This is a genomic window from Chryseobacterium sp., assembly GCF_029240215.1.
GTDB lineage: Bacteria > Bacteroidota > Bacteroidia > Flavobacteriales > Weeksellaceae > Chryseobacterium.
Genome location: NZ_JARBTK010000001.1, coordinates 858,178 through 878,784 on the forward strand (window position 1 = coordinate 858,178; position 20,607 = coordinate 878,784).

Annotated in this window: 19 protein-coding genes; 6 read left to right on the forward strand and 13 right to left on the reverse strand. The window is 34.0% G+C overall.

Features of this window, described 5'->3' with window-relative positions:
- Positions 1 to 99 precede the first annotated feature (99 nt).
- Positions 100 to 2,553 carry a von Willebrand factor type A domain-containing protein gene (locus tag K0R77_RS03760; RefSeq protein WP_300348055.1) on the reverse strand — a complete coding sequence of 818 codons (2,454 nt, stop codon included), beginning with the start codon at positions 2,551 to 2,553 and terminating at the stop codon, positions 100 to 102.
- An 11-nt stretch (positions 2,554 to 2,564) separates the two neighbouring features.
- Positions 2,565 to 3,083 carry a sigma-70 family RNA polymerase sigma factor gene (locus K0R77_RS03765; RefSeq protein ID WP_300348056.1) on the reverse strand — a complete coding sequence of 173 codons (519 nt, stop codon included), beginning with the start codon at positions 3,081 to 3,083 and terminating at the stop codon, positions 2,565 to 2,567.
- A 348-nt stretch (positions 3,084 to 3,431) separates the two neighbouring features.
- Between K0R77_RS03765 and K0R77_RS03770 the strand changes: the two genes are divergently transcribed.
- Complete coding sequence (locus K0R77_RS03770; RefSeq protein WP_300348057.1) at positions 3,432 to 4,634, forward strand: C1 family peptidase; 1,203 nt, start codon at positions 3,432 to 3,434, stop codon at positions 4,632 to 4,634.
- A 296-nt stretch (positions 4,635 to 4,930) separates the two neighbouring features.
- On the opposite strand, the gene K0R77_RS03775 is transcribed toward K0R77_RS03770, so the two are convergent.
- Entirely contained in the window at positions 4,931 to 7,363 is a 2,433-nt protein-coding gene (locus K0R77_RS03775) for a thiamine pyrophosphate-dependent enzyme (RefSeq protein WP_300348062.1), read from the reverse strand.
- Positions 7,364 to 7,501: 138 nt separating this feature from the next.
- On the opposite strand from K0R77_RS03775, the gene K0R77_RS03780 reads away from it, so the two are divergent.
- A complete protein-coding gene (locus K0R77_RS03780; RefSeq protein ID WP_300348068.1) occupies positions 7,502 to 7,798 on the forward strand; it encodes a hypothetical protein in 297 nt (98 codons plus the stop codon).
- 58 nt (positions 7,799 to 7,856) lie between these two features.
- Here K0R77_RS03780 and K0R77_RS03785 read toward each other — a convergent pair whose 3' ends face one another.
- The 4 genes from K0R77_RS03785 to queA form a co-directional block, all read right to left on the reverse strand.
- The gene (locus tag K0R77_RS03785; RefSeq protein WP_300348073.1) at positions 7,857 to 8,834 is read right to left on the reverse strand and encodes a polyprenyl synthetase family protein; all 978 of its coding nucleotides are present in this window, start codon (positions 8,832 to 8,834) and stop codon (positions 7,857 to 7,859) included.
- A 162-nt stretch (positions 8,835 to 8,996) separates the two neighbouring features.
- Complete coding sequence (locus K0R77_RS03790; protein ID WP_300348076.1) at positions 8,997 to 9,875, reverse strand: hypothetical protein; 879 nt, start codon at positions 9,873 to 9,875, stop codon at positions 8,997 to 8,999.
- A 79-nt stretch (positions 9,876 to 9,954) separates the two neighbouring features.
- Entirely contained in the window at positions 9,955 to 10,989 is a 1,035-nt protein-coding gene (rlmN, locus tag K0R77_RS03795; protein ID WP_300348080.1) for a 23S rRNA (adenine(2503)-C(2))-methyltransferase RlmN, read from the reverse strand.
- 99 nt (positions 10,990 to 11,088) lie between these two features.
- Positions 11,089 to 12,138 (reverse strand): tRNA preQ1(34) S-adenosylmethionine ribosyltransferase-isomerase QueA, encoded by a 1,050-nt coding sequence (gene queA, locus K0R77_RS03800; RefSeq protein WP_300348084.1) that lies wholly within the window; start codon positions 12,136 to 12,138, stop codon positions 11,089 to 11,091.
- Between the two features lie 199 nt (positions 12,139 to 12,337).
- Between queA and K0R77_RS03805 the strand changes: the two genes are divergently transcribed.
- Complete coding sequence (locus K0R77_RS03805) at positions 12,338 to 13,030, forward strand: AIM24 family protein (RefSeq protein WP_300348087.1); 693 nt, start codon at positions 12,338 to 12,340, stop codon at positions 13,028 to 13,030.
- Positions 13,031 to 13,090: 60 nt separating this feature from the next.
- On the opposite strand, the gene K0R77_RS03810 is transcribed toward K0R77_RS03805, so the two are convergent.
- From K0R77_RS03810 to K0R77_RS03830, 5 genes are all read right to left on the reverse strand, one after another.
- Entirely contained in the window at positions 13,091 to 13,774 is a 684-nt protein-coding gene (locus K0R77_RS03810) for a hypothetical protein (RefSeq protein WP_300348091.1), read from the reverse strand.
- Positions 13,775 to 13,826: 52 nt separating this feature from the next.
- Positions 13,827 to 14,315, reverse strand: coding sequence for a DNA-deoxyinosine glycosylase (locus K0R77_RS03815; protein WP_300348094.1), 489 nt, complete (start codon positions 14,313 to 14,315; stop codon positions 13,827 to 13,829).
- 188 nt (positions 14,316 to 14,503) lie between these two features.
- The gene (locus tag K0R77_RS03820; protein WP_300348098.1) at positions 14,504 to 16,498 is read right to left on the reverse strand and encodes a S9 family peptidase; all 1,995 of its coding nucleotides are present in this window, start codon (positions 16,496 to 16,498) and stop codon (positions 14,504 to 14,506) included.
- A 233-nt stretch (positions 16,499 to 16,731) separates the two neighbouring features.
- Positions 16,732 to 17,076 (reverse strand): phage holin family protein, encoded by a 345-nt coding sequence (locus K0R77_RS03825; RefSeq protein WP_300348102.1) that lies wholly within the window; start codon positions 17,074 to 17,076, stop codon positions 16,732 to 16,734.
- Between the two features lie 83 nt (positions 17,077 to 17,159).
- Complete coding sequence (locus K0R77_RS03830; protein ID WP_300348114.1) at positions 17,160 to 17,582, reverse strand: PaaI family thioesterase; 423 nt, start codon at positions 17,580 to 17,582, stop codon at positions 17,160 to 17,162.
- 148 nt (positions 17,583 to 17,730) lie between these two features.
- Here K0R77_RS03830 and K0R77_RS03835 point away from each other — a divergent pair, with 148 nt between their 5' ends.
- Complete coding sequence (locus K0R77_RS03835; RefSeq protein WP_300348116.1) at positions 17,731 to 19,035, forward strand: DEAD/DEAH box helicase; 1,305 nt, start codon at positions 17,731 to 17,733, stop codon at positions 19,033 to 19,035.
- Positions 19,036 to 19,093: 58 nt separating this feature from the next.
- Here the strand turns inward: K0R77_RS03835 and K0R77_RS03840 are convergent, their stop codons facing one another.
- A complete protein-coding gene (locus K0R77_RS03840) occupies positions 19,094 to 19,984 on the reverse strand; it encodes an SMP-30/gluconolactonase/LRE family protein (protein WP_300348120.1) in 891 nt (296 codons plus the stop codon).
- A gap of 82 nt (positions 19,985 to 20,066) precedes the next feature.
- On the opposite strand from K0R77_RS03840, the gene K0R77_RS03845 reads away from it, so the two are divergent.
- Together K0R77_RS03845 and K0R77_RS03850 are read left to right on the forward strand one after the other, a co-directional pair.
- Positions 20,067 to 20,411: a MerR family transcriptional regulator gene (locus tag K0R77_RS03845; RefSeq protein ID WP_263002568.1), complete on the forward strand. Its 345-nt coding sequence runs from the start codon at positions 20,067 to 20,069 to the stop codon at positions 20,409 to 20,411.
- An 11-nt stretch (positions 20,412 to 20,422) separates the two neighbouring features.
- Positions 20,423 to 20,590: a hypothetical protein gene (locus K0R77_RS03850; RefSeq protein ID WP_300348127.1), complete on the forward strand. Its 168-nt coding sequence runs from the start codon at positions 20,423 to 20,425 to the stop codon at positions 20,588 to 20,590.
- Positions 20,591 to 20,607: the final 17 nt, after the last annotated feature.

The window sequence follows — 20,607 nt, forward strand, 5'->3', positions numbered from 1 at the left end:
ACTACAAATATAATCATAGTTTTTGAATTTTCAATAATATTTGAAAGTTTATTTTGTTAAAAAAAAGAAATCTCCGAAGAAATTTCTTTTGATAACATCTTATTTTTGAATGGTTTTATAAGTTTCCAACAATCTTATAAACTCTGATCTGTAACCTTCCTCATCGTTTCCTTTTCCTTTCTTAGAAAGTTTTTCAATGTCAATTAGATTTTTGTTTTTAATTAAATCAGAATTCCTTAAAACCAATCCAAACCAAGCTACAGAAGAGGCAAATTTAAAGTCGTCACTTGCTGAAGAAATGGTTTCATTTAAATTTTTCACCACCTGAACGATTTCTGAACTTGTATCTCCGTCAGGTTTTTTATATCTGAATTTCACGGTAGCCATTTCGTCATTAAAATTTTCATCATTTGTGTTTTTAGTATATTTTAAATCATTTTCTTTTGGTAAAAATTCAGATTTTACATCAGTTGGAATGACTTCATATAAAGCCGTTACAGTATGTCCGCTTCCCAATTCTCCTGCATCAATTTTATCGTTGGTAAAATCTTCATTCTTCAATTTTCGGTTTTCATAACCAATCAAACGGTAAGATTTCACATATTTCGGATTAAACTCAATCTGAATTTTCACATCTTTGGCAATCGCATACATACTTCCCGCAAACTCTTTTCCAAGAAACTTATTGGCTTCCTGCATATTGTCGATGTAAGCATAATTTCCGTTACCTTTATTGGCCAAAGTTTCCATTCGGTTGTCTTTAAAATTCCCCATTCCGAAACCTAAACAGGTAAGAAATACGCCGGATTTTCTTTTTTCTTCAATCAAGGTTTGAAGATCGCCTGTCGAAGATACTCCTACATTGAAATCTCCGTCTGTTGCAATAATAACTCGGTTATTTCCACCTTTGATAAAATTTTCCTGGGCAAGTTTATATGCCAGTTCGATTCCTTGTCCTCCTGCTGTACTTCCACCTGCCTGAAGTTTGTCTAAAGCTTCAATTATTTTATTTTTCTCTTTAGCTGAAGTCGGTGGTAAAACCATTCCTGCGCTTCCTGCGTAGACTACGATCCCGACTTTGTCTTGTGGTCTTAATTCATCTAAAAGAACTTTGAAAGACGATTTGAGCAACGGTAATTTATTCGCTTCATTCATCGAACCTGAAACATCAATCAGAAAAACAAAATTTGAACTTGGTAATTTATCCATCGGAATATTTTTTCCCTGAAGACCTATTTTCAGCAATTTGTGTTTAGGATTCCAAGGTGCATCATTGTATTCTGTATTTATTGAAAAAGGCTGATCATTTTTCGGTTGGGGATAATTGTATTTAAAATAGTTGATCATCTCTTCGATTCTCACCGCATTTTTATTCACGATTTCACCATTATTAATCATTCTTCGAATATTGGAATAAGCTGCTTTATCGACATCAACCGAGAAAGTAGAAACCGATTGGTTTTTTGTCAGTTCAAAAGGATTTTCAACGAAAGCATCGTATTCTTCAGAATTATATTGTTGAATCTGCTTTGATTTTGAAATGCTGTCCTGAATTTTTTGAATTTGCTTGAGTGCTTTTCTTTCTTTTCTCGAAAGTTTTTTGGTGGTAACAACGACTACTCCATTGGTGGCACGGCTTCCATAAAGAGCGGTTAGTGCTGCTTCTTTTAAAACATCTACGCTTTTTATCTGCTGAGGATTCAACTTTGTTAAAGCACTTTGGTTTGCAACAACACCATCGATTATAATGAGAGGCTGATTATTCCCATTTAAACTTGAAACCCCTCTAATGACAATATTTTGTGGCAGACTTTTCGAAAGAATCGGACTACTTGGTATTTGTCCTTGAAGAGAATTTAACGGATTATTGTTGTATGATTGATTATTAAGCCACCCATTATTATTACTTGAAATCTTAATTCCTGCAACACTACCTTGTAAAGATTGAACTACATTAGAATTTGAAATCTGAGTTGAGGATGATGTCGCATCTTGTCTTTTTCTAATTCCTAAAGCACCTGTTACAACAACTTCTCTCATCTCTTGCGGCTCATCATCTTTATCTAAAACTCCGTCATGATCTGGTTCCATATAATTTGGGTTACTTGCAACTCTATAATCTCCTTGTTGTGGAACTAAAATAATTGGAGCTTTTACAGGTTCAGGAACTACATTTGAATAAACTAAAACTTGATTTTCTTTTTGAGAATGTACAACAGCAATTTCCTTTTCAATATTAGATTTTACAGTACTATCAATTACCTGAACTTTAGGATTTACTTTTGGTGAAATAGTATTTTGAGCAATTTGAGGTTTATTAATTTCAGAAACATTATTTTTATTAATAAAGTAAAATGCTCCCAAACCAATAATCAAACTCGCTGCGATTCCATAAGGAAACCAGATTGGAATTACTTTTTTCTTTTCTTCTTTTTTATCTAATTTCTCCTCCACTTTTGCCCAAACTTTATCAAAACCAGGAAAAGTCGTAGGTTCTTCCAAAGAATGAGAAGCCTCATTGAATTTTTTATCTATATCGTGATTGTTTTCCATTGTGTAAAAGTTTAAATGTTGTGATTGACCAAGAGTTCCTGCAATTTTTTTCTCGCAAAATTGAGCTGAGATTTTGAAGTTCCTTCGCTTATAGAAAGCATTGTTGCAATCTCTTTGTGCGGATAACCTTCAATCGCAAACAGATTGAAAATCGCTCTGCAACCTTCGGGAAGGAAATTGAGCAGCTTCAAAATGTCTTTTTCAAAAGAAATACTGTCTGTTGGAGTTCCTGTCGATTCTACCAACTCTTCTTCTAAAGAAATGTTGAGAGCTTTCATACTTCTTAACTTTTGGAGACATTCGTTGACGGCAACTTTTCTCGCCCAAGCCTCAAAAATTTCGTGATTTTGAAGCTGATTTAGCTTTGTGAAAATCTTATAGAAAGTATCTGCCAATACTTCTTCAATATCTTCATCATTTTTAAGATAGCGTTTGCAGACTGTGTGCAGCTTGCCCGCCATTTTCTCGTAAACCTTCCGCTGTGCATTGCGGTCGTTCCGTTGGCATTCTAACAGTAATTCTTTTTCCATAATCAGGCTTTATACTCTTATAGATGCAGGAAATTTTAAAAAGGTTGGAAACATGATAAACTTTTTCTAAAAATAAGGAAATACTCAAAGTAAAGAAGGTAAAAAGTTGTAGAGTTTTTAGTTAGTTAGTTAGTTAGTTAGTTAGTTAGTTAGTTAGTGCGTCCGAACTGTTTAACTGTATAACTAAAAACCGTAAAGTATTAACCCTTTTTAACATTCAATCTTGTAACATACGGTTAACATTGTCGACTATTTAAATATAATTCTTACAGGGTGAAATTGTTTAAAATTGTTTTAGTACTGCTAAAAATAGATTTCATTTAACTGTAAATAAACAGTATGTTTCTTATGAAAAATAAAAGATTTGCATCATTGCTTGTTGTTTTATGTACAGGAAGTATGATCTTTGCTCAGGATGACCTGATCAACAAGTTGAAAAACAATCAGTCTCAAAATGCCAATTTCCAGTTTACCACATTAAAAGATGTGGGAGCTACTTCGGTGAAAAACCAAGGTTCGTCAGGAACTTGCTGGAGTTATTCGGGAAACTCTTTTTTAGAATCCGAAATGCAAAGAATGGGTAAAAAACCTGTTGATTTGGCAGAAATTTTTACGGCAAGAAATTCTTATCACGATAAGGCAAAATTATATGTTTTAAACAGCGGAGCGATCAGTTGGGGCGATGGTGGAGAATTACATGATGTTGTCAATATGTATAAAAAATACGGAGCCGTTCCGCAGGAAGTTTACACAGGATTAAAATCTGGACAGACTTTAAATAATTTCAATGAAATGCAAGGGAAACTGAAACCTGTTTTAGAAGGTTTGGTTGCAGCATCTTCAAAAGGAAAACTTCCTGATAACTGGATGAATTCTGTGGATGCAATTCTTGATGAATATCTTGGAAAAGTTCCCGCAAACTTCACTTATGAAGGGAAAAATTATACTCCAAAAACATTTGCTAAAGAAGTTGTAGGAATTAATCCCGAAGATTATGTAGAATTGTCTTCTTACAAAGATTATCCATACTATCAGAAATTTGTAGTTCCGATTCCTGATAACTGGAGTCATGATACAGACTGGAATATCCCGATGAATGAAATGACAGCGATCATTGATAATGCTGTTAGCAAAGGTTATTCTGTAGGTTGGGCAACAGATGTTTCTGAACCATATTTTTCTTACAAAAATGGTGTTGCATATGTACCGGATGTAGATTTGGATCAGATTACTCCGGAAGTAAAAAAAGAATTGTTTACACAGCCTAAAAAAGACAAAACCATCACTGAAGATCTTCGTCAAAAAGCGTTGAACAACCTTACGACAACCGATGATCACGGAATGCACATCGTAGGTTTGGCAAAAGATCAAACCGGAAAACAATATTACATGGTGAAAAATTCTTGGGGAGTAACCAACGATTTTGATGGATATCTGTATGTGACAAGACCGTATGTTGAGTATAAATCAACAGCAATTTTGGTTCACAAAAATGCAATTCCAAAGAACATCAGAAAACAATTGAAACCAAACAAGAATATTGGATTATAGGAAGTCATTATTGTCATTCAGTTGACAATTTTAGATATTTTTAAACTTGTTAATAGACCGCTTTGAGATTTTTTCATAAGGCGGTTTTTTTAAATTTTCAGTTAAAAAATAAAAGTGAATTTTACAATCTTTTTGTCATTCCGTAGGAATCTAGACTTAGTTTTAAAATATATGTTTAGATTCCTACGGAATGACAAACTGTATCTATTTCATTATATTTTAAACTAATTGATAATTTCAAAAAACAAAAAAACCGCTTCTAAAAGAAAGCGGTTTCAATTTTATAAAAATCTCAATTAAAATATCGCAGGATATTTCTGAGGATTTGTTTCATTAAATAATGCATAAATTCTTTCTACCATATCATCTGAAGACGGCTTAGAGAAATAATCTCCGTCGCTTGCATATGCAGGTCTGTGATTGTTTGCAGCGATCGTCAACGGATCAGAATCTAAGAATCTGAAAGCTTTTTGTTTTTCTAAAATTTGCTGAAGAATAAATGCTGAAGTTCCGCCTTCCACATCTTCATCGATTACGACCAATCTGTTGGTTCTCTTCACAGATTCAGCAATTTCATGCGTTAAATCAAAAGGAATTAACGACTGAACGTCAATAACTTCCGCAGAAATCCCTAGTTTTTCTAGTTCTTCTGCTGCTTCCATGACAATTCTCCAAGTTGAACCATACGTTACTAAAGTAACATCTTTTCCTTCTTTTGTCACTTCAATTTTTCCGACAGGAACAGTAAATTCACCTAAGTTATCCGGTTGTTTTTCTTTTAATCGGTATCCGTTCAGACATTCAACAATCACAGCTGGATCGTCACTTTGAAGCATGGTATTGTAGAATCCGGCAGCTTTCGTCAGGTTTCTTGGTACTAATACCAAAATACCTTTTGAAAGATTCAGAATTCCCGCCATTGGAGAACCTGAATGCCAAACTCCTTCCAGTCTATGACCTCTCGTTCTGATAATTACGGGAGCTTTCTGACCGCCTTTTGTTCTATATTGAACGGTCGCCAAATCATCGCTCATTCCCTGTAAACAGTACAAAATATAATCTAAATACTGAATTTCGGCAATCGGTCTTAAACCTCTCATTGCCATTCCGATTCCCTGACCAAGAATGGTCGCTTCACGGATTCCTGTATCGGCAACACGAATGTCACCGTATTTTTCCTGCATTCCTTCCAATCCCTGGTTCACGTCACCGATATTTCCGGCATCTTCACCAAAGACCAAAGTTTGAGGATATTTTTCAAATATTTTATCAAAATTATTTCTTACCACTACTCTTCCATCCACATCCTGAGACGCTTCTGTGAATACCGGTTTTACTTCTTTTATATTTTCAGCTTTCCACTGAGACTGCGAATATAAATGAGAAGAATAATTATCTTTTTCAACTTCAAAAACTTCATTGTACTTGTTCATCAACTGAGTTCTTTCCGCAGAATTGGTTCCTCTTGTTGCCAATAAAGATTTTCTCACCAAATGGAAAACATCTTTTTTAGCTTTAGAAACCAATTTATTATATTGATTTATATAAGTTTCAATTTCAGAATTCTGGCCTTTCAAATTTTCAACTAAAGGTAAAACCGAAAAAGCCAATTCTGTAAGCGTTTTTTGATAATTTTCCCAAGCAGTTTTCTGTCCTGCTTTTACTTTTTTCTTAGCTTCCTCATCAATTGCATCCAGTTCTTCAACACTTGCAATGATCTCTTCATTTCCTTCAATTTCGATTGAATAATTTAAAATCCATTCTCTGAATTTCAACAATCCGTCAAAATCCGCTTCCCAAGATAAACGGTCTTCGTTCTTATATCTTTCGTGAGAACCTGAAGTTGAGTGCCCTTGAGGTTGCGTAACTTCAATTACATGAACAACAACAGGAACAGATTCAGTTCTTGCAAAATGTTCTGCTTTCGCATAAGCATCCAATAAAGCCGGATAATCCCAAGCTTTCACCTGAATAATTTCACAACCCTGATTTTCACCTTCTTTTCTTTGGAAACCGCTCAACATTTCAGAAATATCAGCTTTTGCTCTCTGTTTCATCGTTGGAACTGAAATCCCGTAACCGTCATCCCAGATTGAAACAATCATTGGAACTTGAAGAGCACATGCTGCATTTAAAGTTTCCCAGAAATGACCTTCGGCAGTTGAGGCATCTCCAATTGTTCCGAAAGCGATTTCGTTTCCTTCGTTAGAGAACTTTTCAGAACCGTCAAATTTTACTGATTTATATATTTTTGAAGCTTGAGCTAAACCTAATAATCTTGGCATTTGTCCGGCAGTCGGAGAAATATCAGAAGAAATATTTTTCTGATCCATCAAATTTTTCCAGCTTCCGTCTTCATTTAAACTTCTTGTGGCAAAGTGACCATTCATCTGTCTTCCGGCAGATGCAGGCTCTCTTTCCACACTTGTATCTGCATATAACTGAGCAAAAAAACTTTCAACCGATAAAGCATCTATAGCCAACGCAAAAGTCTGATCTCTATAATATCCAGAACGGAAATCTCCGTTTCTGAAAACTTTCGCCATTGCCAATTGCGGCAACTCTTTTCCGTCTCCAAAAATTCCGAACTTCGCCTTTCCGGTAAGAACTTCTCTTCTGCCCAAATAAGACATTTCACGAGAGATTCTTCCTAATTTATAGTCTTCAAGTATCTGATTTTTAAAATCTTGAAAAGAAATCTGCTGAGTTTCAATATAGGTTGTCTGCATAGCCAAATATTAAATATTTTTTAATTCTGAAGTATTTTGCTAATATACACTTTTTATATTAATTTTAATTTTCAAGAATGTTTTTTAAAAATTTGATAATGAAAAAAAATGTATTTACTTTGAATAAAACTCTGTAATATGGAAAAAAAATCAACCCACATCCTCAATGCATCGAGTAATCTTTTGGGATTTTCTCTGATCATCATTACCTCATTAAAAATCACTAAAACGAGTCATCATACATTTTTAGACGAGTTTGCAGGCATCGCATGTGTATTTTTTGCGTGCAGCAGTTTATTTTCTTTCATGTCGATAAGATCTAAAAAAGAAAGTCTGGGAAACAGATATGAGAGTATTGCGGATTATTTATTTTTAATCGCTTTATTTTGTATTATTTTGTCTGTGATTATTATAACAACAACAATAATTGATTAAAATTCCTGTTTTTTTGTTTTCTTTAAATTAACATTGAAATTTTAATACAAATGATTAATTAGAATTTTCTTTCAATCACATAATCCAACATCATGTGCAGAGATTTTCTCACTTCAGAATCAGGAAATTCATCAAGAATATCTTTTGCTTTCTGCTGAAAATCTTTCATTACCTGAATTGCATAATCTAAACCGCCGGAACTTTTCACGAAAGCAATAAGTTCTTTTACACGTTTTTGATCATTGTTGTAACGTTTTATGGTGTTGAAATAATATTTTCTATCGGTTTCGCTGGCAATTTTTAAAGTATGAATTAAAGGCAGCGTCATTTTCTGCTCTTTAATATCAATTCCAACCGGTTTTCCGATCACATTTGAACTTAAATAATCGAATAAATCATCTTTGATTTGAAAAGCCATTCCGGTATACGTTCCGAACTGCATCATTTTCTTGGCTAAATTTTCATCAGCATCATTTGACAAAGCTCCAATTTCGCAACACGCTGCGATTAAAGTAGCTGTTTTCTGACGGATAATTTCGTAATAAACATCTTCAGTAATGTCGAGTTTCCTAGCTTTTTCCAATTGAAGAAGTTCGCCTTCAGACATTTCTCTGATCGTTCTGGAAATCACAGAAAGCAAATCGTAATCTTTATGGTCTGTAGAAAGTAAAACCGCTTTTGAGAGTAAGAAATCACCAACTAAAACGGCAATTTTATTCTTCCATAAAGCATTTATAGAAAAGAAATTACGCCTTTTAAAACTTTCATCCACTACATCATCATGCACCAAAGTTGCCGTGTGAATAAGCTCAATCATCGAAGCTCCGCGGTACGTTTTTTCGTTGACATCACCTATCAGTTTAGCACATAGAAAAACAAACATCGGACGCATCTGCTTCCCTTTTGTCGTAACAATAAAACGGGTAACTTTATCGAGTAAAGCGACTTTGCTTTGCATGGATTCATAAAACTTCTGCTCGAAAAGTTTCATTTCCTCATTGATCGGTCGTTTGATTTCTTCTACAATATTTGACACTATCTAAGAATGATTGGTTGAGTATTTATTAATTCTCACAAAGATAATTTTTTTCATCTGTTTATTCCTATTTTTTTTAAAAGGTCAGATGGAAAACCCAAAATTATTCCATATACATAAAAGAAAGTTTTATCACAGGTTTTTCAGCCAATTTTAACAAAATTAAAGTTTGAGTTTTTCTTTAGGAATAAAATAAAAAAACGGCTTCGTTTTCTTAATCGGCGAATAGAATTTTTCTCCTGAAATATAAATTCCTTTTTCATCGACGGCAATTCCTTCAATCTGCCCGATTGACAAAGCACTACCTAAATAAAAATGTCTTGAATTTTCTTTAAAAAAAACTCCTGAATCGGTTTCATTAAAAACATCTAAAAAAACTTCGGTTTTCTTGGTATACCCCACAAGGTAAAGTTTCTTTTCGTAATAATAAGCATCCGTAACCACAAAACCTGTTTTGTAAGTTTCAACTTTCTGAGCAGCTTGATTTTGAAAATTTTCAGGATCAATTGTGTAATGAGTTGTAGATTTCGAAGCCCATTCTTTGGTGAAAATGTGAATTTTTCCGTTTAAATATATTATCGATTCCAAATCGAAATCTGTCGAAATATTTTTTGATGTGAAATCGTTTTGCTCAGGATAATAAAAAGAAATGGTTTTCATTGCATCATTTTGCAATTCGTTATTCTGGAATGGAATTTTATAGATTTTTAAATCTTTTCTGGTTCCTGCATTGTTACCAAAATCTCCGATGTAAAAATTCTTACCATCATTAGTCAACGCCTCCCAATCTTTGTTTTCGGCATTTGTTTTTAAAACTTTGAGGATTTTTCCTGAGTTTTTATCAATTTCATATAATTCTGCAGGATTTCCGCTGTCATTGAAAGTATATAATTTTCCATCAAAAAAGTTCAGCCCAGAAGTTTCTTGGATCGAATCGTTTAAAACTGAAACTCTGAATTTTTTAAGCTTAAAAATTTCTGCCTGTTGAGAAAAAGCAGTTTGAGAAAAACAAATGATAAAAAGCAGAATGATTTTTTTCATCCTACAAAAATAGTATTTTAAGTATAAACTGATCGTTAAGAATGATCAAGCCATTGATAAAGCATTGATCTTAATTGAATTATTCAGCATTTTTATTCGCTAACTGTCCACAAGCAGCATCAATATCGCCACCACGACTTTTTCTGATCATAACGGTAATTCCTGCGTTTTCAAGCTGACGAACATAGTTTTCCTCCGCTTTTTTGTTACACTGATCGTATTTTCCGTCTCCGATTGGGTTGTATTGAATCAAATTGACTTTAGAAGGAATCTGTTTGCAATATTTAATTAAAGCTTTAATGTCCTCATCTCCATCATTGATACCTTTCCAAACGCAATATTCAAAAGTAACTACAGAACCTGTTTTTTTGTACCAGTATTGAAGTGATTCCATAATATCCGTCAAAGGAAATTTATCTGAGAACGGCATGATTTCGTTACGCTTAGATTCAATCGCTGAGTGTAAAGACAATGCTAATTTCACTCGTAATTCGTCATCCGCCAACATTTTGATCATCTTTGGAATTCCTGATGTAGAAACGGTAATTCTTCTTGGCGACATTCCCAAACCTTCCGGCTGAGTGATTTTTTTAATGGCTTCCACCACGTTTTTGTAATTCATCATCGGCTCACCCATTCCCATAAAAACAATGTTGGTTAACGGTCTGTTGAAATACATTTTGCTTTGACTGTCAATTAATGCAACCTGATCTACAATTTCGGCGACTTCAAGATTTCTCATCCTTTTAAGTCTTGCTGTAGCACAGAATTCACAGTTTAATGAGCAGCCGACCTGTGAAGAAACACAAGCTGTCGTTCTGGTTTCGGTTGGAATCAAAACAGATTCTACCAATAAACCATCGTGAAGTTTTACTCCGTTTTTAATGGTTCCATCGGTGCTTTTCTGAAGTTGATCGACAGAAACAGGATTGATGGTATACTCTTCGGAAATTTTGTCACGAAGCTGCTTTGAAAGATTCGTCATCTCTTCAATCGAATGCAGATTTTTGCTCCACAGCCAGTCATAAACCTGCTTCGCACGGAACGGTTTTTCTCCCAAAGACCCAAAATAGTCCTTAAGCTGATCGAGTGATAATGTACGGATGTCTTTCAAAGTATTGTTTATTATAGATTTAAATTATAAATTTTAGATTAAAACCCTTTAAAAAATTAGGATTCAATCTAAAATTTATAATCTATAATTTAAAATTAATTACAAAATAAGCATTGCATCTCCGTAAGAATAGAATTTATACTTTTCTTTTACGGCTTCTTCGTATGCATGCATTAAAAAGTCTTTTCCTGCAAAGGCTGCAATCATCATCATTAATGTTGATTTTGGCGTGTGGAAATTAGTAATCATCGTATTGGCAACTCCGAAATCGTGAGGTGGATAAATGAATTTATTGGTCCAACCCTGGAATGCAGAAATTTTTCTGTTTGAAGAAACTGAAGTTTCAATTGCTCTCATCGTAGTAGTTCCTACAGCACAAACTCTTCTGTTTTCCTGAACAGCCCTGTTAATGATCTCAGCATTTTTCTCATCGATGATGATTTCTTCAGATTCCATTTTATGCTTAGAAAGATCTTCTACTTCAATCGGGTTAAAAGTTCCCAAACCAACGTGAAGCGTAACTTCAGCAAAATCAATTCCTTTGATCTCTAATCTCTTCATCAAATGTCTTGAGAAATGTAAACCTGCAGTTGGTGCCGCTACAGCTCCTTCAATTTTTGCATAGATTGTCTGATATCTTTCAGCATCTTCCGGCTCTACGTCTCTTTTGATATATTTTGGAAGCGGAGTTTCTCCCAATTCTTTCAATTTGGTTCTGAATTCTTCGTAAGAACCATCGAATAAAAATCTTAAAGTTCTTCCTCTTGAAGTTGTATTGTCGATTACCTCTGCAACCAAAGATTCGTCTTCAGTAAAGAATAATTTGTTACCAATTCTTATTTTTCTTGCCGGATCTACCAAAACATCCCAAACCCGGGTTTCTTTATCAAGCTCTCTCAAAAGAAAAACCTCGATTTTAGCTCCGGTTTTTTCTTTATTTCCGTAAAGACGTGCAGGGAAAACTTTTGTATTGTTGAAAATGAACAAATCTTTTTCGTCAAAATAATCCACAACGTCTTTGAATGTTTTATGCTCAATGGTTTGAGTTTTTCTGTCAAGAACCATTAATCTTGCTTCATCTCTGTGTTCTGATGGATGCTCTGCCAATAATTCTTCAGGGAGATCAAAATTAAAATCGGATGTCTTCATTTTTTAAATTACGGTTTAAAAATTATAAAAAAATTACGGATGTAATTTTCGGACTGCAAATATACAACATTCGCACCCCCTTTGTCAAGTCTTTATTTCACTATCGGTACTGACAGGGATTTTAAAGTACTACATTTTTTTATTTTGTTTACTTATTACAAGAAAAAACAGTATTTTAGACAGAATTAAAATTACACCTATGAGCAAATATTCTTTAGAAGAATTCGTAAAAGAGACCAAAGAAAATCCTCTTGAAAGAGATTATTTTGAACTGGAAAAACCAGCACTTTTAGAAATCAACCTCAACAACCAGGCAGTTTGGACAAAAGCAGGAAGCATGGTCGGTTATGTAGGAAATGTCAATTTTGAAAGACAGGGAATGCTTTCCGGCGGACTGGGAAATCTTTTGAAAAAAGCCATAAGCGGAGAAGGTGCAAAACTGATGAAAGCAGAAGGAACCGGTAAATTATATGTTGCCGATTCAGGGAAAAAGGTTAGAATCTTATATTTAAACAACGAAACTCTTTTCGTGAATGGAAATGATGTTCTAGCGCACGAACAAAGTGTTAAAAGCGACATTACAATGTTGAAAAGCATTGCCGGAATGATGTCTGGAGGACTTTTCCAAGTAAAACTTTCAGGAACAGGTCACATCGCAATCACTACTCACGGTGAACCATTAACCTTAATGGTAACTCCTGACGCACCGGTTTTTACAGATCCGAATGCTACCGTTGCGTGGTCAGGAAATTTAAGTCCTGAACTGAAAACCAATGTTTCTTTCAAGAGTTTGATCGGAAGAGGAAGCGGTGAAGAATTTCAAATGAAGTTTTCAGGGAACGGTTGGGTGTTGATACAGCCGTATGAGGAGGTTTATGTGGTGGAGAAATAGCAATCATTTTAATTTATAAAAGTAAAGCAAGGAAAAATTTCCTTGCTTTTTATATTTAATTTAATCTTCAAAGTCTGACCAATAATTATATTCTTTCAGAACAAGCTTTTCAGGTACTATAATCGTTAAATCCGTTTTTTGAATTTTTTGAATTGATTCCTCAAAAGTGTAATCAGAAGAATGATATTTTTTCTGTTGATTACTTATAATGTAATTAAACTTAGGATTTAGAAATGATCTTATTTTTTTATTAATTTCATCTGTTCTGTTATAATCAGCATTAAAATTTATATAATTAAATTCAGATTTTTCTAACGTTACAATTGCTGATATTTTCTTCTTTTTTAATTTTGAATTTTTGAAAACTGTAACATTATATTTTAGCGAATCTAATTTTTCTACTTTAATAATATTTTCTTTATTGTAATCCTTCTTGTGTTGTTGTTGAGGATATTGATTAGTGTGCTTGTAAATGAAAGTTATCTTATCTTTTAGTTTATTTACTTTAAATATATGACTTCTATTATTTTCCTTATCATAAATTGATGCTATAATTTTGTCATTTTGAGTTCTGATAAACAACATTTTCTGATTAACAGAATCATAAAAAGACTCACTCGTCCATTGTTGATTATCTGGTTTAAAACGTACAGAATGTTCTGCAATAAAATAATCGTAATGATATTCTTGTGAAAAAGCAAAACTTGTAATAAAACAAAATAGCAATAAAAAATTTTTATTCATGTAAAAGTATTTGTGAACCACAAATATATCTTTTTCAAATGAAATGCTAAATTTAAATATATTCTACAATCTTTTTCCAATCTTCGAATTTCCTCTCAAAAGAAATCGTGTGAAGCGGACTTGTTGATGGCAATAAATAAATCGGAATTCTGAAATTTTTACCTAAAATTTTCTGCACGTTTTTATAAGACTTTCCGCCATTGCAGAAAATTGCTTTGATATTTGGATATTCTTCTAAAAGTTCTGCAATCTGATTGGCTTCTTCATTCCTAATTTCAGAATCTAAGCTTCCTTTTCTTTCGCAGGAATCGATGACATCCCAAAGTGCAACATGATGCTTCTTTAAAATTTGAATTCTTTCATTGTAATCTTCCGTAAGCTCTTCGTGAAACAGTTCAAAAATAATTTTCCAGAACTTGTTTTGTGGATGCCCGTAATACTGTTGCTTTTCTAAAGATTTCACACCTGGAATTGAACCTAAAATTATGATTTTAGACGTGTTATCAATAATTGGCGAAAATGATGAGATGCGGTTTTGCATAATTCAAATATATAAATTTTGGCTAAAGCCTGAGTATTTGAAAACAAAAAGCGGACTAAAGTCCGCTCGTGTTCATTTTTTTTATATGTTAAAAGTAATTAGAGGCTGTAAAACCACCCTGTCTAAATTTTCTCTGAAAATTTATCCACCCCTCCAGAGGAGGGGAATTACAAAGTCAAAGCTTTTGTTTACAAAGTTTCTTTCAGCCAATCAAAGAATTCTCTTTGCCAAACCAATCCGTTTTGTGGGTGAAGAACCCAGTGGTTTTCGTTCGGGAAATAAACCAATTTTGATTTTAATCCTCTTAATTTTGCAGCCTGGAAAGCTTCCTGACCTTGCTCGTAAGGAACACGGAAATCAATTCCCCCTTGAACGATCATGATCGGTTTATTCCATTTGTCAACAAAATTGCTTGGGTTAAAATCAGTATATGCTTTCGGCAAAGGTTTTTCCCATGGAGAACCTAGATCCCAATTCGCAAACCAAAGCTCTTCGGTTGTTAAATACCAAGATTTCATATCAAACAAACCATCGTGGGCGATGAATGTTTTGAATCTATTGTTATGGACTCCTGCTAACATAAATACGCTGTAACCACCATAACTTGCTCCGACTGCTGCTACTCTTTCGCTGTCTACATAAGGTAAAGTTTTCGCAAAATCGGTTGCTGCCAAATAATCTTTTATGGGTTGTCCGCCCCAGTCTTTAGAGATCTCTTCGTTCCATTTTGTTCCCCAACCCGGCATTCCGCGACGGTTTGGCGCAACGATGATGTAGCCGTTTGCTGCCATTAAAGCAAAATTCCAACGTGTGCTGAAAAATTGAGTTAAAGCAGATTGCGGACCTCCCTGACAATAAACTAAAGTTGGATATTTCTTATTCGGATCAAAATTTGGCGGATAATGGAACCAAACTCCCATTTCTTTTCCATCTGAAGTTTTTACCATTTTTAATTCAGATTTTCCCTGATCTAACTTAGAATACATCTCTTTATTAACTTCTGTAACGGGATTCAACTCTCCGTTTTTAAGATTTACAGAATAGAGTTCTGAAGCATGATTAATATCTGTTTTTGAAACTAAAAGTGATGTTTTGTTGTCAGCAAAAATTTCGTTAACATCAAAATCACCTTTTGTAATTTGCTGAACCTTAGAATTTTTAGCATCTAAAGAAAACAATTGCTTTGTTCCTCTGAAAGCTGCTGTGAAATAAATCGATTTAGAATCTCCGCCCCAGAAAACATCTCCGGAAACACTTTCGTCCCATGCTTTTGTGAGATTTGAAGTTTTTCCGGATTTCCAATCCATCAATTTGATGTCGTTTTTATCGGCTTCGTAGCCGTCTCTTTCCATACTTTGCCAAGCCAGAGATTTTCCATCGGGACTGAATTTTGGGTTTACATCATAACCTTTGTTTGTTTCAGTTAAATTTTTTGTTGTTCCCGAAGCTAAATCGTAAGCAAAAATATCCGTATTTGTGCTTGTTGCGTATTCTTTACCGCTTTTCGGCTTTGTAACATATAAAAGTTGAGAAGAATCAGGGCTCCAGATGAAATCTTCTGCTCCGCCGAAAGGTCTTTGAGGCGAATCCCAGGTTTTTCCTTCCAGAAGATCTTTTGCAGAATCAACTTTATCTGAAATATTCACTACAAAAACATGATTGTATTTTCCTTCGTTGAAATAATCCCAATGTCTGTGATTCAGATCTGTGTAAACTTGGGCAGTCGTTTTTGGAGTGTCGGAATATTTATCTTTTCCCATCAGTTTTTCAACTAAAACCTGCTTACTGAAAGCTATTTTTTTACCGTCAGGAGAAATTACAATGTTATCTGCTTCACCGATTGCATAAAATTCAGCCCAGGTTTTCCCGTTATCTTTTGAAAGAAAGATATTGTCGCCTTCCTGAGCGTAAATTCCGTTTTTATCCCACTGAATCAATGCTTTTTTTCCTAAATCAATTTTAGAAGACTGATTATTAAAAACATTCAGAAAATAGTTTTCGTTTTTAGTTTTTTCTGTTTTAAGATCAACCTGTCCGACTTTATAAATAAGTGAAGACTGATCCGGAGAAACTGCCTGTACTCCAACTTTTTTTAAAGTCCATAGAATTTCAGGTGTCATTAATTGTTGTGCATTCATTAAAAACGGAGTTGCCAAAGCAAGCAGATTATATTTAAGTTTCATATAAAATTTTCAATTTTTGAATATATAAATCGAATGAGAATTCAATTATTTTTTCTGTTAAGTCTAAGGTTGCCAAAGTTAATATTTTAAATAAAAATCAACGAAAAATTAACAGTTTATTTACATACATATCAAAAATTCGATGAAGTAAATTACAAAAATATTTTTCACAATATCACCAAATAAAAATCGCCAGCTGAAACTGACGATTTTTATTATAATGTACTATATTACTAATCTTTATCTGAAAACATAGAATTAGCCAACGAAGTTACAATCGTAAGTAAAATACTGAAAATGAATGCCCACCAGAAGCCATTCACAACCATTCCGTCAATAAAATAATCTGCGATAAGAACAATTGCTGCGTTGATAACCAAAGCAAATAACCCTAAAGTAATGATCGTAAGTGGTAATCCGAAAAGGCTGAGAATTGGTTTTACAAATAAATTAAGTAATCCTAAAACAATTGCAAAAATGATTGCTGATCCAAAGCCGGCAAATTCTACGCCCGGCAAAATTTTTGTGAGTAAAAATGCCACGACAGCAGTGATCAATAGTCGAATAATTAAGTTCATAGTATTTTATTTTTATGTTATGCTTATTTAACAAAACTCATTCCATTTCATTAGAAAATATATTAATCCCGATTGCATTCAAATTATTTTATCTTCATCATCGTCACCAACGAAGTTGCGACATGGCTTTCTGAAGTATGATCTTCATTCACTGTATAAATTTCTGTTCTAATCACGCTGATTTTACTTCCGCCTTTTACAACGTATGCTTTTGAAACCAGCGCATCACCAATTGCAGGTCGTAAATAATTCACTTTCAGCTCCACAGTTACAACATAGCAATCCTGTTCATAATGACTCACCGCAGCATAACCAGATGAAACATCAACCAAAGAAGCAATCATCGCACCGTTGAACATTCCGGCTGTTCTGGTCATCATTTCCATTTTTGGAATTTTGATGGAGACGAAATCAGTTTCCACTTCCAGAAGTTCGGCATTATAAAATTTCAACGTTTCTGAACGGTTGAAACTGTCGGTCATGAGTTGTTTTTTCTCGGGAGTCATCTTGGGTGAGAGAGTTTTAGAGTTTTTAGAGTTAAAATTACTTTTACTTGGTTCTTTTTACTTTTTAATTCTTTAAAAATTTTGATGTAAAGTTCTTTAAAATAATTTAAAAATTTCAACAAAAATACTTTTCCCTTACCTTTGCAAAATGGGATTAGAATCTATTTATCAAAAACTGCAGATTCAGGATATGAATCAGATGCAGAAATCTACATACAAAACTACGGAAAACAATACAGATGTTGTACTCCTTTCTCCTACGGGATCAGGAAAAACATTGGCTTTTTTGTTTCCTGTTCTAAGAAATCTTAAAAAAGAATCTACAGGAATTCAGGCTTTAATATTGGTTCCGGCGAGAGAATTGGCTTTACAGATTGAGCAGGTTTTTAAATCGATGGGAACTGATTTCAAAGTTACGGTTTGCTACGGTGGTCACGATAAAAAGATTGAAATGAACAATCTCAAGGAAGCTCCTGCAGTATTAATCGGAACTCCAGGAAGAGTTGCCTATCATATGAGAAATAAAAATCTTGATGTAAAAACGATTAAAAATCTTGTGTTGGATGAATTCGACAAAGCCCTGGAATTTGGTTTTCATGATGATATGGAGTACATTATTGAGAATATGTACAATCTCTATCAAAGAATTCTGACTTCGGCAACTTCTATGGACGAAATTCCGAAGTTTACAGGTCTGAAAAATGAAAAGGTAGTTGATTTCTTAAAGTTGGAGAACAAACCTGATATCCAATTAAGAAAAGTAATGACGATTTCTGAAGAAAAATTGGATACATTATTTCATCTGATTTGTAAAATCGGGAATAAAAGAACTCTGATTTTCTGTAATCACAGAGAAACCGTTGACCGCATCGCTGATTTGCTTTTGGATAAGGGCATTGCCAGAGAAACCTTTCACGGCGGAATGGAACAGGATGAAAGAGAACGTGCTCTGCTGAAATTCAGAAATGATACGGCGAGAGTCTTGATTACAACAGATCTGGCTGCGCGTGGGTTAGACGTTCCGGAAGTTGAGTCGATTGTTCATTATCAGTTACCTACAACAGAAGATGCATTTATCCATAGAAACGGACGTACCGCAAGAATGAATGCCAAAGGTTTTGCCTATTTGGTTATGACAGAAGATGAAAAATTTCCGTTTATCAGAAAAGATACGCCTGAAGAATCTGTGAAAGGATTTACAAAAGTTCCTGAGAATTCTCCGTTTCAAACAGTCTACATCAGTGCCGGAAAAAAAGATAAAGTCAATAAAGTGGATATCGTAGGATATTTACTAAAAAAAGGAGAACTGCAAAAAGAAGATTTGGGCCTTATTGAAGTAAAAGATACGACTTCTTATGTAGCAGTTTCCAGAAGTAAAGTGAAAGATTTATTGAAAAAACTGAGTACAGAAAAACTAAAAGGCAAAAAAGTGAAAATGGAGGTGGCTTATTAAAATTAAGGCAAAGGTTAAGGCTAAAAAATTTAACCTTGACCTTTGCTTTACCCTCAATCTACCTCAATCCTTTTGTCTTAGTCGGCAAAGTATAGACTGATTTTGAAGCCGTAATAAACAAAACATTGTTATTTTCTCCGCCAAAAGTTACATTTCCTGTCCAGTCTTCCGGAATTTTGATGTGGTGAATTTTTTCTCCTTTATTATTAAAAATCGTAACACCATCGCCTGTTAAATATAAATTTCCTTCTTTATCAAGCGTCATTCCGTCTGATCCCATTTCGCAAAATAATTTCTTTTCCGAAAGTTTTCCTTCCCCTAAAATATCATAGACATAAGTTTTTCCTGCATCAATATCAGAAACATACAGTTTTTTTGATTTTATGCTTCCGATAATCCCGTTGGGTTGGGTAAAAGTTTCCAGTTTTGAAATTTTGCCGTCTTTGTTTCTGTAATACAAATTTTTCTCAGGAATTTCTACTTTAAAGTTTTCCCAGTAATCTCTTTTGTACAAAGGATCTGTGAAATAAATTCCGCCATTTCCATCTAACCAAAGATCGTTCGGACCGTTTAATCTTTTCCCTTCAAAACCTTTAGATAAAACTTCTACAGATTTATCTTTTGAAATTTTCCAGATTTCGCCTTCTTTATCTGAGCAGGTAATCAGATGGTCATTTTCGTCAAAATAAGTTCCGTTGGCACGTCCGCTTTTATCGAGAAATTCTGTGATTTTATTGGTTTTCCAGTCCCAGACATAAATTTTATCGTTCGGCTGGTCGGTGAAGTAGACATTTCCGGCTTTGTCAGCTGCCGGTCCTTCTGTAAAAGTGAATTGATCTGAAACTAATTTCGGTTCGGTGTTGTCAAACATAGCATTGTAATTTTGTGATTTGCAACTGAGAAATGCCAAAACCAAACCAATAAGACCTAAATTCAATATCCTTTTCATTCTTTTTATTTAAAGCCGACAATTTACGATTTGCGAAGTAGTTTAAAAAATATTTATCTTTGAATTTTCAGGATCAGCTATAATGAAGACAAATTTACCCGACAAACTGTATTATTCGATAGGAGAAGTTGCCAAAGCATTCGATGTAAACGCTTCATTGATAAGATATTGGGAACAGGAATTCCCGATCATTAAGCCTAAAAAAAACAAGAAAGGAAACCGCTATTTTACTCCCGAAGACATCAAAAACCTGAAGATCATCTATCATTTGGTGAAAGAAAAAGGGTATACTTTAGACGGAGCGCGTGTTGCGCTGACTACAAATTCAAAAATTTCTGAAACAATTTCTCTCATCGACCGACTTGAGTTTGTAAAAGCAGAATTACTTAAGCTTAAAGATTCTTTAGTTGAAAAAGATTCAGAATAAAATCAGATTATATGATCAAAATCGAACGGAAATACCTTTTTATCATTCTTGCCATTACATTAACGCTTCTAATTATGGGTTATATTTTTGAAACTAATAGTATTGTGATGAGTGCTTTGATTGGGTTGTCCGTAGGTTCTCTTGTACAGCTTTTCATTCATAACAAGAAAACAAAATAAGTTTAATTTTTTCGGGA

Excerpts from the sequence above, each read along its gene's own strand:
- K0R77_RS03760 (WP_300348055.1), bottom strand. The coding sequence starts at position 2,553 with ATGGAAAACAATCACGATATAGATAAAAAATTCAATGAGGCTTCTCAT.
- K0R77_RS03765 (WP_300348056.1), bottom strand. The coding sequence starts at position 3,083 with ATGGAAAAAGAATTACTGTTAGAATGCCAACGGAACGACCGCAATGCA.
- K0R77_RS03770 (WP_300348057.1), top strand. The coding sequence starts at position 3,432 with ATGAAAAATAAAAGATTTGCATCATTGCTTGTTGTTTTATGTACAGGA.
- K0R77_RS03775 (WP_300348062.1), bottom strand. The coding sequence starts at position 7,363 with ATGCAGACAACCTATATTGAAACTCAGCAGATTTCTTTTCAAGATTTT.
- K0R77_RS03780 (WP_300348068.1), top strand. The coding sequence starts at position 7,502 with ATGGAAAAAAAATCAACCCACATCCTCAATGCATCGAGTAATCTTTTG.
- K0R77_RS03790 (WP_300348076.1), bottom strand. The coding sequence starts at position 9,875 with ATGAAAAAAATCATTCTGCTTTTTATCATTTGTTTTTCTCAAACTGCT.
- queA (WP_300348084.1), bottom strand. The coding sequence starts at position 12,138 with ATGAAGACATCCGATTTTAATTTTGATCTCCCTGAAGAATTATTGGCA.
- K0R77_RS03805 (WP_300348087.1), top strand. The coding sequence starts at position 12,338 with ATGAGCAAATATTCTTTAGAAGAATTCGTAAAAGAGACCAAAGAAAAT.
- K0R77_RS03810 (WP_300348091.1), bottom strand. The coding sequence starts at position 13,774 with ATGAATAAAAATTTTTTATTGCTATTTTGTTTTATTACAAGTTTTGCT.
- K0R77_RS03815 (WP_300348094.1), bottom strand. The coding sequence starts at position 14,315 with ATGCAAAACCGCATCTCATCATTTTCGCCAATTATTGATAACACGTCT.
- K0R77_RS03820 (WP_300348098.1), bottom strand. The coding sequence starts at position 16,498 with ATGAAACTTAAATATAATCTGCTTGCTTTGGCAACTCCGTTTTTAATG.
- K0R77_RS03825 (WP_300348102.1), bottom strand. The coding sequence starts at position 17,076 with ATGAACTTAATTATTCGACTATTGATCACTGCTGTCGTGGCATTTTTA.
- K0R77_RS03830 (WP_300348114.1), bottom strand. The coding sequence starts at position 17,582 with ATGACTCCCGAGAAAAAACAACTCATGACCGACAGTTTCAACCGTTCA.
- K0R77_RS03835 (WP_300348116.1), top strand. The coding sequence starts at position 17,731 with ATGGGATTAGAATCTATTTATCAAAAACTGCAGATTCAGGATATGAAT.
- K0R77_RS03840 (WP_300348120.1), bottom strand. The coding sequence starts at position 19,984 with ATGAAAAGGATATTGAATTTAGGTCTTATTGGTTTGGTTTTGGCATTT.
- K0R77_RS03845 (WP_263002568.1), top strand. The coding sequence starts at position 20,067 with ATGAAGACAAATTTACCCGACAAACTGTATTATTCGATAGGAGAAGTT.
- K0R77_RS03850 (WP_300348127.1), top strand. The coding sequence starts at position 20,423 with ATGATCAAAATCGAACGGAAATACCTTTTTATCATTCTTGCCATTACA.